The 13,791-nt window shown below is 71.4% G+C and carries 11 protein-coding genes; 6 read left to right on the forward strand and 5 right to left on the reverse strand.

The features are described from left to right. Positions 1 to 340: 340 nt before the first annotated feature. Positions 341 to 2,215 (forward strand): transketolase, encoded by a 1,875-nt coding sequence (locus ND748_RS13655; RefSeq protein WP_251746178.1) that lies wholly within the window; start codon positions 341 to 343, stop codon positions 2,213 to 2,215. Between the two features lie 214 nt (positions 2,216 to 2,429). Here ND748_RS13655 and ND748_RS13660 read toward each other — a convergent pair whose 3' ends face one another. Both ND748_RS13660 and ND748_RS13665 read right to left on the reverse strand, forming a co-directional pair. Then, a complete protein-coding gene (locus tag ND748_RS13660; RefSeq protein WP_308205637.1) occupies positions 2,430 to 2,969 on the reverse strand; it encodes a PH domain-containing protein in 540 nt (179 codons plus the stop codon). A 40-nt stretch (positions 2,970 to 3,009) separates the two neighbouring features. Further along, positions 3,010 to 3,165 (reverse strand): hypothetical protein, encoded by a 156-nt coding sequence (locus ND748_RS13665; RefSeq protein WP_251746180.1) that lies wholly within the window; start codon positions 3,163 to 3,165, stop codon positions 3,010 to 3,012. A 94-nt stretch (positions 3,166 to 3,259) separates the two neighbouring features. Between ND748_RS13665 and ND748_RS13670 the strand changes: the two genes are divergently transcribed. The 4 genes from ND748_RS13670 to ND748_RS13685 all read left to right on the forward strand — a co-directional run bounded on the left by ND748_RS13670 (position 3,260) and on the right by ND748_RS13685 (position 9,189). Continuing rightward, entirely contained in the window at positions 3,260 to 4,522 is a 1,263-nt protein-coding gene (locus tag ND748_RS13670) for a deoxyguanosinetriphosphate triphosphohydrolase (protein WP_251746181.1), read from the forward strand. Positions 4,523 to 4,962: 440 nt separating this feature from the next. Then, positions 4,963 to 6,852, forward strand: coding sequence for a DNA primase (dnaG, locus tag ND748_RS13675; RefSeq protein WP_251746182.1), 1,890 nt, complete (start codon positions 4,963 to 4,965; stop codon positions 6,850 to 6,852). Between the two features lie 40 nt (positions 6,853 to 6,892). Continuing rightward, entirely contained in the window at positions 6,893 to 8,071 is a 1,179-nt protein-coding gene (locus ND748_RS13680) for an RNA polymerase sigma factor (protein ID WP_009739720.1), read from the forward strand. 164 nt (positions 8,072 to 8,235) lie between these two features. Next, complete coding sequence (locus ND748_RS13685) at positions 8,236 to 9,189, forward strand: bifunctional 2-polyprenyl-6-hydroxyphenol methylase/3-demethylubiquinol 3-O-methyltransferase UbiG (RefSeq protein ID WP_251746183.1); 954 nt, start codon at positions 8,236 to 8,238, stop codon at positions 9,187 to 9,189. Positions 9,190 to 9,344: 155 nt separating this feature from the next. Here ND748_RS13685 and ND748_RS13690 read toward each other — a convergent pair whose 3' ends face one another. The 3 genes from ND748_RS13690 to ND748_RS13700 form a co-directional block, all read right to left on the reverse strand. Beyond that, positions 9,345 to 10,367 carry a glycosyltransferase gene (locus tag ND748_RS13690; protein ID WP_251746184.1) on the reverse strand — a complete coding sequence of 341 codons (1,023 nt, stop codon included), beginning with the start codon at positions 10,365 to 10,367 and terminating at the stop codon, positions 9,345 to 9,347. Further along, positions 10,367 to 11,578 (reverse strand): glycosyltransferase family 4 protein, encoded by a 1,212-nt coding sequence (locus tag ND748_RS13695; protein ID WP_251746185.1) that lies wholly within the window; start codon positions 11,576 to 11,578, stop codon positions 10,367 to 10,369. The genes ND748_RS13690 and ND748_RS13695 overlap by 1 nt, the downstream gene beginning before the upstream one ends. Positions 11,579 to 11,663: 85 nt before the next feature. Then, positions 11,664 to 12,893 carry an acyltransferase gene (locus ND748_RS13700; RefSeq protein WP_251746186.1) on the reverse strand — a complete coding sequence of 410 codons (1,230 nt, stop codon included), beginning with the start codon at positions 12,891 to 12,893 and terminating at the stop codon, positions 11,664 to 11,666. Between the two features lie 150 nt (positions 12,894 to 13,043). Here ND748_RS13700 and ND748_RS13705 point away from each other — a divergent pair. Next, the coding region (locus ND748_RS13705; RefSeq protein ID WP_251746187.1) for a bifunctional 2-polyprenyl-6-hydroxyphenol methylase/3-demethylubiquinol 3-O-methyltransferase UbiG at positions 13,044 to 13,791 on the forward strand (748 nt) is incomplete at its 3' end.

The following is a 13,791-nucleotide window of genomic DNA, read 5'->3' on the forward strand; positions in this document are numbered from 1 at the left end:
ATTGATTGGCAGGTCGCCAAGTTATTTTTTTTAAAATTCTGTGGGGGTGGCCGCCGGCGGGCGGCCGCGGCGGCGCGCCGCGGCGGTGGGCAGCGGCGGGGCAGCGAGGGGCACGCGGCGGCCAACCGGACAGAATTGGACGATTCTCCGATGTGACCTACCCGCAGCGCGTTCGACCCTCTTCGGTGGTCACCCGCGCTGGTACGGTTCGGATCGCCGGGTGAGAGGGTAGTGCGACAAACGGCGGTGACGCAAGGCGGCGGAAGCGGCCACCCGACGCGTGCGACAACACCCCGGAAATCACTTTCCGCGAGTGTAACGACTTCCTAAGGAGACTGGTGTGGCAACTCCCGTATCCGAGAGTGCGGTCGGGACGGCCGATCTGGAGACAGTCCGGGAACTCGCGCAGCAGTTGCGGGTCGACTCGGTGCGCAGCAGCACCTCGGCCGGCTCCGGGCACCCCACCTCTTCCATGTCCGCCGCGGACGTGCTGGCGGCCCTCGTGGCCCGGCACCTGCGCTACGACTGGGACAACCCCGAAGACCCGGCGAACGATCACCTCATCTTCTCCAAGGGCCACGCCTCGCCGCTGATCTACTCGATCTTCAAGGCGGTCGGGGTCGTCAGCGACACCGAGCTCATCAACGGCTACCGCCGCTTCGGTGAGCGGCTGCAGGGCCACCCCACCCCGATCCTGCCCTGGGTCGACGTCGCCACCGGTTCACTCGGGCAGGGCCTGCCCGACGGCGTGGGGGTGGCGCTCGCCGGGAAGTACCTGGACAAGGTGCCCTACCGCGTCTGGGTGATCTGCGGTGACAGTGAGATGGCGGAGGGGTCGATCTGGGAGGCGCTCGACAAAGCCTCCTACTACAACCTGTCGAACCTGATCGCGATCGTCGACGTCAACCGGCTCGGCCAGCGTGGCCCCACCGAGCTCGGCTGGGATCTCGACACCTACGCCAAGCGAGTCGAGGCGTTCGGCGCGCGGGCGGTCGTCATCGACGGCCACGACATCGCCGCGATCGACGAGGCGCTCGCCGGGGCCGAGGACGCGACCCGGCCGACCGTCATCCTCGCTCGCACCCACAAGGGTGCCGGCTTCTCGGAGACGTCGGACAAGGAGGGCTGGCACGGCAAGCCCTTCCCGGCGGACATGGCCGAGCGTGCCATCGCCGAACTCGGCGGCGAGCGCAACCTGCGCATCCGCGGCCCGGTGCCGGGGCCGGACTTCCCGCGCCCGGAGCCGATCAGTCGGCCGGCGATCACCCTGCCCAGCTACGAGCTCGGTGCCAAGGTCGCGACGCGGCGGGCCTACGGGCAGGCGCTGGCCGCTCTCGGGGCGCGCACCGACGTCGTCGCGCTCGACGCCGAGGTGAGCAACTCGACCTACTCCGAGGACTTCGCCAAGGCGTACCCGGACCGGTTCTTCGAGATCTTCATCGCCGAGCAGCAGCTCGTCGCGGCGGCCGTCGGCCTGTCGGTTCGCGGCTACGTGCCGTTCGCCTCGACGTTCGCAGCCTTCTTCTCCCGCGCCTACGACTTCATCCGGATGGCGGCGATCTCCCAGGCCGACATCCGGCTGTCCGGCAGCCACGCCGGGGTGGAGATCGGCGCGGACGGTCCGTCGCAGATGGCGCTGGAGGACCTGGCGATGATGCGGGCCGTCGGCGGGTCGACGGTGCTCTACCCGAGCGACGCCACGTCCGCCGCCAAGCTCGTCGAGGCGATGGCGGACCTGTCCGGGGTGAGCTACCTGCGCACCACGCGTGGTGCGTACCCGGTGCTCTACGGTCCGGACGAACTGTTTGCCCCCGGCGGCTCCAAGGTGCTGCGCCGTTCGGACGGCGACACCGTCACGCTCATCGGTGCCGGCGTCACCCTGCACCAGGCCCTGGCCGCGGCCGACACGCTCGCCGCGGAGGGGGTCGCCGCCCGGGTGATCGACCTGTACTCGGTCAAGCCGGTCGACGCCGCGACCCTGCTGGAGGCGGCCCGGGCCACCGGCGGGCGCATCGTCGTCGCCGAGGACCACTACCCGGAGGGCGGGCTGGCCAGCGCCGTACTCGGGGCGCTGGACGACAGCGGGCTTCCGCTGTCCGTCCGGCACCTCGCGGTGCGCTCGCTGCCCGGTTCCGGTACGCCCGAGGAACTGCTCGACGCGGCCGGAATCTCGGCTAAGCACATCGTCGAGGCGGCCCGCGACCTGCTGCGCTGACGGTCTGCCCGGCGGCGCGCGGCGTCGCCGGGCAGGACCATCGATGGTGCGAGACGGCAGCGGGGCCGGGGGGACGATGCCCCCCCGGCCCCGCTGCCGTCGTCACGCCCGTAGCCGCCTGATCAGGGCCCGGCGGGTGTTACCCCGCCCGGCGGTCCCGGCGATGCGGCCACCCCCCGCGACGTCCCCCGCGGGTGAGATCCGGACGGCCGGGTCAGTCGTCGCCGGCCGGCGACGGCGCCCCACCGAAGGTCATGTCGACCAGGGTGAGGTAGAGCCGGTCCGGTCGTGGCAAAAACTGGATGTTGGATAGTGCCTGGTCCTGGCCCGCGGACTCGACCACGAACTCGCCGTAGCCGAGCAGCCGGCCGAGCGGGTCCCGGTTGTAGGTCAGGTCGGTGATCTTGGATAGCGGCATCGTCTGGACCTTGCGGAAGAAGATCCCCGACACCTTCAGTAGCCGCTTGTCTGTGATCATCAGGTGATCGAACTGCCAGTCGGCGACCTTCCAGAGCATCCGCAAGATCATGAAGAGCGCGAAGTACCACAACAGTGTGGTGATGAAGCCCGCGTCGACGTCCTTGGTGGCGAACAGGACGCTCGCCACCAGCGCGAGCAGCACCGCACCCAGGGTCTGGAGGAAGACGGGAAGCAGGACGGCCCAGTGCAGCCGCACCATCATCACCAGGCGTTCCTGCGACGCCAGGTACTTGGTGTCGCGCTGGGCCGGATCCGGGAGCTGGAGTCTCACCACGTCCGCAGTGTCCCAGACATGAGGGCCGCCTGGGGGGGCATTACAAGGCGGTGTTGGTGACGAACGTGGACACCCCGTCGGCCCATGACTGCAGCCATCCGAACACGCGGTCGATGATACTGGCTGCGCTGTCTGGTGCTGTCACGATGAAGAAGATGAGGAATGCGATCGCGCCATACTTGATGATCTTGTCCACGGCGGGCCTCCGGGCCGATTGGTGAAGGGTGCGGACAAAGTATCGTCGTTGCGATCGACCGAGGTCCCCGAATCGCGCCGATACGCTCAACCTCGTGGTCGGTGAGTGGTATGACGCTTCGGATACGGTCCGTCGGGTCTCGGAACGCCCGAAGGCTACACCGCAGCCGCGGCCCCCGTTCGTCCGGGATCGGGCGCGGGTGCTGCACTCCAGCGCGCTGCGCCGGCTGGCGGGAAAGACGCAGGTCGTAGGCCCGCTCGACGACGATTTTCCGCGTACTCGGCTCACCCACTCGCTCGAGACCGCCCAGGTGGGGCGGGAACTCGCGGCGGAGCTGGGAGCCGATGCGGACCTCGTCGATGCGGCGTGCCTCGCACACGACCTCGGACATCCCCCTTTCGGGCACAACGGTGAGCTGGCGCTGGACGAGGCGGCGGCGGCCTGCGGCGGGTTCGAGGGCAACGCGCAGAGCCTGCGGGAGCTGACGAGACTGGAAGTCAAGATCGTCGACGAGGAGGGAAACAGTGCGGGGCTGAACCTGACGCGCGCGAGCCTGGACGCCGCGACCAAGTACCCGTGGGTGCGCCGTGACGCCCCGCCGGCGCACGCTGGCAAGTTCGGCGCGTACGACGACGACCTGCCCGTGCTGGAGTGGGTGCGGATGGGCGCCCCGCCGGGGCGGCGGTGCTTCGAGACCCAGATCATGGACTGGGCCGACGATGTCGCCTACTCGGTCCACGATCTCGAGGACGGGGTCGTCGGCGGGCACATCGAGCTCGCCGCGCTCGACGACCCGGGGCATCGCGAGGAGCTGGCGGCCGCCACCGCGCAGCGCTATCCGGGTGCCTCTGCCGCGGCGGTGGCAGCGGCTCTGGACACGCTGCGGGCCCAACCCTGGTGGATCCGATCGGAGATCACTTCGGCCCGCGGCCAGGCGGGGCTGCGGGCGATGACGAGCGAGCTGATCGCGCGGTTCTCCCGGGCGGCGGTGCGGACCACGCGGGAGCGCCATCCCGACGGGCCGCTGCGGCGCTACGGCGCGGACCTGGTGGTGGATTCCGCCACGGTGGCGGAATGCGCCGCGCTCAAGGGGGTCACCGCGTGGTACGTCATGGAACGGCCGGGTGCGCGGACCAGGCAGGCCCGGCAGCGGGAGGTCATCGCCGAACTCGTGGAGCTGTTGCTGCGGGGCGCGCCGCGGTCACTGGATCCGTCGTTGCGGGCCTGTTTCAACGCGGCCCCGGACGACGCCGCCCGGCTGCGGGTGGTCGTCGACCAGGTGGCCCGGCTGACCGACGCGAGTGCCGAACGGCGGCACGCGGCGCTGCGTGGGCAGCCGGTGCACCGTGTGCTCTGAGCGGCCCGATCGCCGGCCGGCGTGGGGCAGTACGGCGTGGGGCAGTACGGGGCGGTGCGGGGTCCCCCACGTGGGTGATAGTCGCCCCCCGGCGGGGGGAACGGATCCGTCCCCACCCGGGGTAGGGACTGATCCCCCGTCGGAGGGAGGGCCGCCACGGCCGGCCGCGAGACCGCCCTCCCGGCTCGGCATGCAGGTGGCGGCCATTGTCCTCAACATTCCCGTGGCATGATCGGTACTGTCGTGCGTACGACACGTACCATCGCACCGGTAGGACCGATGTGAGCGGCGTCGCGGCCGCCTTCGACGTCGGCATCGGCCGGGGGTACGGCGGCGGTGCCGTGATGATCGGTTCCGCGGGAACGGGATGGCGCACTACTGGCGGGCGTTCTGCCCCGGGCGAGGTACCTCTCGCCCGACACGGACGAGGGGAGGGGCGGGTGGCCGGACGAATCCGTGACGCCGACGTCGCCCTGGTCCGGGAGCGCTCGCCGATCGCGGACGTCGTCTCCGAACACATCCAGCTGCGTCCGGCGGGGCGCAACGAGCTGGTCGGGCTGTGTCCGTTCCACGAGGAGAAGTCACCCTCCTTCTACGTCAACGTGGCCACCGGCCTGTTCCACTGCTTCGGCTGCCAGCAGGGCGGCGACGTCTACTCCTTCGTCCGCGAGATCGACGGGCTGAGTTTCCGGGAGGCCGCCGAGCGGCTGGCGCGGCGCGCCGGGGTCACGCTGACCTTCGAGGGCGGCGGCACCACCGATCGGACCGTGTCCAGCCAGCGCCAGCGACTGCTGGAGGCGCACCGGATCGCGGCCGAGTTCTACGCCGAGCAGCTCGGTGGCCACTCCTCGGCCCGCGCCGGCTGGGACTTCCTCACCGCCCGGGGCTTCGACCTCACGGCGGCGCAGCGCTTCGGCGTCGGCTACGCCCCGACCGGCTGGGACACGCTCACCCGCCACCTGCTGTCGCGCCGCTTCACCGGCGAGGAGCTCGTGCTCGGGGGGCTGTCCAAACAGGGAGCCCGCGGGGGCCTGATCGATCGGTTCCACCACCGGCTCATGTGGCCGATCCGGGATCTTGCCGGCGAGGTGGTGGGCTTCGGCGGGCGCCGCCTCACCGAGGACGGCTCGTCGAACGCCGGTCCGAAGTACCTCAACTCGCCCGAGACACCGCTGTTCAAGAAGGCAAGCCTGCTCTACGGGGCGGAGCTGGCCCGCCGCGACATCGCCCGGCGTTACCAGGTTGTGGTGGTGGAAGGCTACACCGACGTGATGGCCTGCCACCTCGCCGGGGTCACCACGGCCGTGGCGACCTGTGGCACCGCCTTCGGTCCGGAACACGTCGCGGTCGTGCGCCGTCTGCTCATGGACTCCGACGAGCGTCGTGGCGAGGTGATCTTCACCTTCGACGGCGACGCCGCCGGCCAGAAGGCCGCCCTGCGGGCGTTCGAGCACGAGGAGCGCTTTGCCACCCAGACGTTCGTCGCGGTGGAACCCGCCGGACTCGACCCGTGCGAGCTGTGGATGCACGGCGGCGACGCCGCCGTACGCGAGCTGGTCGCCCGCCGCGTTCCGCTGGTGGAGTTCGCGATCCGGGGGGTGCTTGCCCGTTACGACCTCGACACCACCGAAGGCCGCCTCGCTGCCCTGGACGCCGCGGCCCCGCTGATCAACCGGATCAAGGACGCCGGCCTGCGCCACCGCCACGCGGTGAACCTGGACCGTTGGCTGGGCTTCCTCGACGAGCGGTTCGTGGCGCGCCGGGTCGCCGAGCACCGGGAGCAGCAGTCGGGTGGTCGGTCCGCCGCCGCCGCGTCGGCGGTGGGCCGGCGGGAGCCCGCCGCGACCGACCCGGTCGTCATCGTGGAGCGTGAGGCGCTCAAACTCGCGGTCCAGTTTCCGGGACTTGCAGGGCCGATGTTCGACACGCTGGTCCCGGAGATGTTCACTGTTCCCGCGCACCGCGCCGTCCGTGAGCTCATCGCGGGTCTCGGTGGGGTGGGCGGCGGGCTGGCGAGGACCGGCGACGTCGCCGCATGGGTGACGGAGCTGTCCGCGGCGGTGACGGAGGAGGGGCTGCGACGGTTCGTCACCGCCCTCGCCGTGGAAAGGGTGCTCTGCGACCACGATGTGGATGATCGTTATGTCGACGAACAGATGTCACGCGTACAGGAGTTGCATGTGACACGTCGGATCACCGACCTGAAGTCGCGAGTGCAGCGGCTCAACCCGGTGGCCGACGCCGAGGCCTTCAACCGTACCTACGGTGAGCTGATCGCTTTGGAACAGCACAAGCATCAACTCCGGGAGCGGGGCGTAGGTGCCGCGTAACCTGGGTCGATCCCGAGAAGGAAGTGACGAGATTCCGCCCATGAGTCCTACCGTCCTACCCCGCGAAGCCCAGGTGGACGAGGTCAAGGACCTCATCACCCGGGGCAAGGAGATCGGTTTCCTCACCACCGAGGACGTCACGGTCGCCATCCAGGCGGCGGAGCTGCCCCCGGAGCAGGCCGAGACGGTACTGCAGGTGCTCAACGACGAGGGCATCGAGGTGCTCGAGGCGGGGGGTGAGAACCCCGACGAGGCCGATCTGCTCGCCCGCCGGCGCCGCGAGGAGGAGGAGCTCGCACTCAAGGCGCCGACCTCCGACCCGGTACGCATGTACCTCAAGGAGATCGGCAAGGTCCCGCTGCTCACCGCCGAGGAGGAGGTCGACCTCGCCAAGCGGATCGAGGCGGGCCTGTTCGCCTCCGAGAAGCTCGCGGTGGCGACGAAGAAGACCTCCCCGCAGATGCGGCGGGATCTCGAGGCCATCGAGCGCGACGGGCAGATCGCCAAGCGCAAGCTGGTCGAGGCGAACCTGCGCCTCGTCGTCTCGATCGCCAAGCGCTACGTCGGTCGCGGCATGCTGTTCCTGGATCTCATCCAGGAGGGCAACCTCGGCCTGATCCGCGCGGTCGAGAAGTTCGACTACACCAAGGGCTACAAGTTCTCGACCTACGCCACCTGGTGGATCCGGCAGGCGATCACTCGTGCCATCGCCGACCAGGCGCGCACGATCCGCATTCCGGTGCACATGGTCGAGACCATCAACAAGCTGATCCGCATCCAGCGGCAGCTCCTTCAGGACCTCGGCCGCGAGCCGAGCCCGGAGGAGATCGCCAAGGAGATGGACCTCACCCCGGACAAGGTCCGGGAGATCCTCAAGGTCTCCCAGGAGCCGGTCTCGCTGGAGACGCCCATCGGTGAGGAGGAGGACTCCCACCTCGGCGACTTCATCGAGGACTGCGACGCTGTCGTCCCGGTCGACGCGGCGAGCTTCATCCTCCTGCAGGAGCAGCTCGACTCGGTCCTGCATACCCTCTCCGACCGGGAGAAGAAGGTCATCCAGCTCCGCTTCGGGCTTACTGACGGCCATCCCCGCACGCTGGAGGAGGTCGGGCGCGAGTTCGGCGTCACCCGCGAGCGCATCCGGCAGATCGAGTCCAAGACGCTGTCGAAGCTCCGCCACCCGTCGCGTTCGCAGAAGCTGCGCGACTACCTGGAGTAGAAGCGCCCGAGTGGCCACTCGGGTCGTTGACCCTGAGTGGCGGCAATATTACTCTTGGCTAGTATCGGTGTCCTGATCCTCGATGGCTGCTGTCGTCGATGCTCGTCGGCCCGGTGCGCGGCGGCACGTTCCGTGCCGTCCGATCGGCCGAGAGGATGGCGAGCATGGCTGGCAGGGGATCCACCGTCGCACGCCGGCTACGCCCGCTGGCAGGGTTTGCCGTGGGGACAGCCGGTGCGCAGAACTTCCTCGGCGCTCGATGGGTGCCAGCGCTGCTGGCCGCGACCCCGGCCGGGCGGCGCCCGGCGGTCGCACTGCGCCTGCTGGCGTGGAGCCCGCACTACTTCCAGCCCGGCGAGCATGACCGTCACGCCGCGGCCGAGCGCAACCGGCGCACGCGGCAGGTGCTCGCTGACGGGGTGCTCGGCCGTTACCTGCATGCGGACGACGATGTCCTCGACGTCGGCTGCGGCCCCGGCTACCTGGCCGCGGCCGTGGCGCCACGGGTTCATTCGGTGACCGCGGTCGACGTCTCCCGCGGGGCGCTCGCCTGCGCGCGGGTGTTGAACCCGGCCCCCAACCTGGACTACGTCACCGTCGACGAGTTCATCCGCGGTGGCCGTGACGTCGACGTCGTCTACTCCGTCGCGGTCGTGCAACACCTCACCGACGAGGTGTTCGCCCGCGCACTGCGTGGCTGGCACGCCGCGCTGCGCCCCGGCGGCCGGCTGCTCGTGCACGTGGTCGTCGACGACCCCCGTTGGCGGACCGAGGCGCAGTGGCGCGCCGAGCGTGGGCTGGCGGGGCGGCTGAAGCTCCGGTTCGCGCTGAACTGCTTCGGCCGCAGCGCCGACCAGGTGCGCCGGCTCGTGACGGCGGCCGGCTTCGGCGAGCTGGCTCTCGTCCCGGTGGCCTCGCTCGCCGATGTCGACGACGACGTCGCCGGTCAGCATCTGCTGGTCGCCCGGCGTCTCGACGTGGCCGCGGCATCCGTGGCGACGACGTCAGGCGGGCTCACGGTGCCGGCTCAGGCGACGCCCGTCGAGCCGTTCGATCTGGAAACGTTCGATCTGGAAACCATCGTGTCGGTCGCGGCCGACCCCGACCGCACGCACTGAGCGGGCCCCGACCCGCGCAGCGAGCTACCTCAGCCCAGCGGCCCGGGCTTGTCGAACGGCCCGGGCTTGTCAAGCGGCCCGAGTCTGTCGGGCGGCCCGGGTCCGCCGCCGCTGGGCGCGGTGGAGCACGATCACGTCCGCCGGGACCGCCGTGATCAGCCCGCGGCGCCCTCGCCGAGGAGCAGATCGAAGTAGGGGCCGCGGTCGAACGGGTTGTCCTGGTCGGGCTTCAGATCCACCTCGAGCGCGGCATGCAGCGCGGCGGCGATCTCCTCGGCGGCCTCCCGCTCGTAGCCGACCAGCGCCGGTCCGGCGATTTCGCGGTTGTGGGCGGTGTCCAACGCGACGACGGGAACGCCCATCATCCGACCCTCGGCCATGGGGTAGCCGAAGGATTCGAGCTCGGCCGGGAAGAAGATGGCGTCGCACCGGATCATCATGTCGATGATGGTGGTCGCCGGGTGCTCCCTGACGAGCCGCAGGCGTGGATGATGCGCCACCGCGGGATCCTCGATCAGGTCCGCCCGGCCGGTGACGGTGATCGTGGCGTCGATGTGGTGGGGCGGTCCGGCGAGGATGTCGAGGGCCCCGAGCCCCGCCCGCAGGCGGCGGGCCATCAGCTTGTGCGGGGTGATGATGATGGGGCACAGGAAGTCCACCGTCCCTGCGCCCGCGTCCCGCTCGCGGCGCTCGTCCGACCGGACCCGCAGCATGGCCGGGTCCGGCGGCGTCACCGGGTTGAACGCCACGACCACCCGGTCCCGGGCGGCCGGCATGATCCGCAGGACCCGCTCGGCCATGCTCGTCGACGGAACGAAGATGTGGTCGGCCCGGCGCATAGCCGCCCACACGACCGGGGCCTGCGCGTGCACGGCCGGGCCGATCCGCAGCCCGAGCGCGCGCACCTCGTCCATCCGCAGGAAGTGCTGGGGGCCGTGGATGAGGACGCGGCGCTCGCGGCCGGTCAGCGCGAAGGACACGTTGTTCAGCGCCAGCGAGCGGTCGTACCGGTCGCCGGGGCGCTCCCGGCGCAGCAACCAGGGGGCGGTCAGGACGCGGTCGCGCCCGATCACCCGCAGCTCGGGCAGCCGGCGGTCCTGCAGGTAGAGGTCGAACTCGTTCAGCAGGCGTTTCGCGCCGCCGATGCGGGCGCCGGCGCAGTCGACCAGGATCTTCATCATGCTCCCGAGTGAGAGGGTGCGCCGGCGCGTGTCCGGCCGTGCGGGGCGTCCGCCGGCTGGTCCGGAACCTCGGCCCCGCCGAGGCCGGCGGGGGGGCGCCCGGTCAGGGCGGTGAACACGAGCCGGACGTAGTCGTCCGGCCGGGTGGCTGCCGCCGCCCACTCGGCGGCACGCCGTCCGATCCGGGCGAGGCGCGCCCGGTCGGCGAGCATGGCGCGCAGCACGTCGGCGAGGGCCTCGGCGGACTCGTCGACGGGCGTGGAGCCGGTGACACCGTCCTGGTAGGCGTCGTGGCTGCCGCCGGAGGCCGGGCCGACCACGGCGCACCCGGCGAGCTGGGCCTCCAACAGCACGATGCCGTAGCCCTCGCCGCTGGCCGCCGGTCCGCGCGGGCGGGTGCGGGTGCACAGGGCGAACAGGTCGGCGGTGGCGTAGAACCGGGCGAGGTCCGCGTCGGTCGGGGACTCGTGCAGCTCGGTGTCGGGATCCGCGGACACCAGTTCGTGCAGCGCACCCGGAGCCGGGCCCTGGCCGGCCAGCACCAGCCGAACCGGGCCCAGGGTCTGCCGGACGGAGCGCACCGCCGCCATCAGCACCGCGGCGCCCTTGCCGGCCCAGTCGGCGAGCCGGAACACGCTGAGCATGGTGGGTACCGGCGGCAGTGGCCGTCGCCGGCTCGCCTCGGCGAGCAGCGTCGCCCGCCAGGCCGGGGAGATGCCGGGCGCCAGGATGGGCGCGAGGCCCACGGTGGACAGCGCCCCCGCACTGTAGGAACTGATCGTGACCGGGTGCAGCAGGGGGTCCGCCCGCAGGATCGCCCGGTCGGTGGCGCGCATGCTCCAGATGTCGGTGCCGTAGAACAGGACCGGGCCGAAGCGGGCGCGGGTCAACCGCAGCGCGACGGCGGCGACCGGGATGAGGTTGGCGTGGCCGGCGACGACGCTGTCCGCGGGGCCGAAGCGCCGGGCCTGGTCGAGCGCCCGCAGGATGAAGCGGGCGCGGGCGGCGGCGGTCAGCTCGACGCCCGGTCCCAGCATGTCGATCCGCAGCAGGTCCGCCCCGCCGGCCCGCAGCGTCTCCTCGACGGTGGTGAGGTAGCGCTCGATGCCGCCGCCGAGCCCGCGTGAGACGGTCAGCAGCAGCACGCGCGCGGGCTGGTTGGGTGCGGGTGCGAGGGAGGGGGCAGGGAATCGGCGAGGAAGCGGCACGGAAGGTGATGCTAATCTCTCGCCACGTGTTGGATCCGCGTTGAGCACCGTGTCATCGGCACGTTGAGGATTGACGTACGCACCTTCAGTGGCCTGCGCGCGGGGCGGGAAGGGGGTCGAGGGAGCCGTCCGGGCTCGGCCGGCGGGACCACCGGTTCTTCTGGCGCAGCGCCGGCGCCTCCACGGCGGTCCAGCTCGCCGCGGCGAGCAGCACCGTCACGACCGTGGTCAGCGGCAGGTAGGCGACGGCACCGAGTCGGTGCAGGCCGTACACGGTGGCGAGCTGCTGGATCGGGAAGCCGTAGATGTACAGGCCGTAGGACAGGTCGCGCCGCGAGCCGACTCGGTGCAGCGGCAGCCGGACCGCCAGCCACGCGACGAGGTACGCCATCGGCACCGCGGCCAGCAGGTGCTGGTTGGTGATGAAGAACGACGCGCCGAGCGCGAGCGCCGCCGCGGTGGCCAGCCGGCCGGAGAGCGGAATGCGCTCGGCGTACAGGTACAGCACGGCGCCGGCGAGGAAGTGCAGCCCGAACCGGGCGAGGTCGGTGGAGAAGGGCGCCGGCAGCAGCGCGCCGCCGGGGCCCAGCGGGTGGATCGCGGCGAGCAGCAGCAGGGCCGCGCCGACGGCCAGCACCGGGCGGCGGCGCAGCAGGCCCACCGTCGCGAGCGCCGCGGTGCCGAGGTAGCACAGCACCTCCCACCACAGCGTCCACAGCGACCCGTCCCAGGCGACCGGCATCCCCGAGCCGGGCAACGGAAAGAAGGTCCCGGTGGGCGTGCCGGCGATGTCGTAGAAGCGCATCCTGAGCAGCGCGTTGTCGGTGAGGTAGGACAGCGCGCCGTGCGTGCCGGTCAGCGGGTAGCCGCGAAGCGAGCCGGTGTCGTGCAGCCAACCCAGGGGCGCCACGACGAGGGCGACCAGCAGCAGGCACGCCCAGAAGGCCGGCATGATGCGCAACGCCCGATGCCACAGGAAGCGGGGGACGCTCAGCCGCGTGCCGCTGCGGGTCACCAGGAAGCCGCTCACCGCGAAGAAGCCGTTGAGGGCGACCTCGTCGTACTCGTGGCGGCCCAGCGCGGGGGTGTGGTGTCCACTCAGCGCCCAACCGTGGAACAGCAGCACCGTCACCGCGAGCAGCAACCGCAGCGCCCCGATGCTGTTCGGCCCCGCAAAGACCGTGTCGAGGGTGGGTCGGGGCCCGTGCACCGGCTGTCCGGTGCGCGGGCTGGTCGCCGAGGTGGGGGACCTGCTCGGGCCCGCGGCGGCCGGCGTGGGCAGGGCGTTCGCGGTCGGTCCGAGGCCCGAGTCCATCAGCGGCTCCTTCGCGGCCGACACGGGGCCGACGGTTGTCCCGGCGCGAGGTCGACGATTAAGCGTCACGGTGGAGTTACTCTATGTGAAAATCGGGCCTTGCCTTTGAGGTCAGGGACGCGTGCCGTGCCGGCGCGAAAGGAGTCGTACATGGAACTCGATCTGCGGTATCGCAACGGCGGCAATGCCGACCTGCTCGACCTGATCGACATCCGGCCGGGGCGGGCGCTCGACTGCGGCTGTGGTGCGGGGGACAACGCTCGGCTGCTGCGGGCCCGAGGCTGGCGCGTCACCGGCGTGACGATCGACCCCTCGGAGCGGGCGGCCGCGGGCGTGGACTGCGAACGGGTCGAACTCGCCGATCTCAACGACGGCCTGTCCTTCGCGCCCGACGGCAGCTACCAACTCGTCCTGCTCTCCCACATCCTGGAGCACCTGGCCGATCCCGCACCGCTGCTGGCCGAGGCCCGCCGGGTCGTCGCCCCGACCGGGCGCATCCTGGTCGCGCTGCCCAACGTGCTGCACTACCGGCAGCGCGCACAGTTCCTGCTCGGGCGCTTCGAGTACACCGAGACCGGGCTGATGGACTCCACCCACCTACGCTTCTACACGGTGGACTCGGCGCGGCGCCTGCTGGCGGACAACGGCCTGCGCCTCGTCTCCTGGTCGACGACCGGTGGGCTGCCATGGTGGCGCAGCCGCGAGGTGCTCCCGCGTGGGCTGACCCGTGGTGCCGACCGCCGGGTGCTGGCGCGGCGGCCGAACATGTTCGCGTGGCAGGCTCTGTTCCTCGCCGCCCCCGCTGCCGCCCCCACCGCCCCCGCTGCCGCCGTCGAACCCGGCACGCCCGACCGCGCACCCGTGGCCGTGCCGGCGCAGAGCCCGGGATCGCCCCGGC

The organism is Frankia sp. AiPs1 (assembly GCF_023716945.1).
Lineage (GTDB): Bacteria > Actinomycetota > Actinomycetes > Frankiales > Frankiaceae > Frankia.

Excerpts from the sequence above, each read along its gene's own strand:
- ND748_RS13680 (WP_009739720.1), top strand. The coding sequence starts at position 6,893 with ATGAGTCCTACCGTCCTACCCCGCGAAGCCCAGGTGGACGAGGTCAAG.
- ND748_RS13685 (WP_251746183.1), top strand. The coding sequence starts at position 8,236 with ATGGCTGGCAGGGGATCCACCGTCGCACGCCGGCTACGCCCGCTGGCA.
- ND748_RS13690 (WP_251746184.1), bottom strand. The coding sequence starts at position 10,367 with ATGAAGATCCTGGTCGACTGCGCCGGCGCCCGCATCGGCGGCGCGAAA.
- ND748_RS13700 (WP_251746186.1), bottom strand. The coding sequence starts at position 12,893 with ATGGACTCGGGCCTCGGACCGACCGCGAACGCCCTGCCCACGCCGGCC.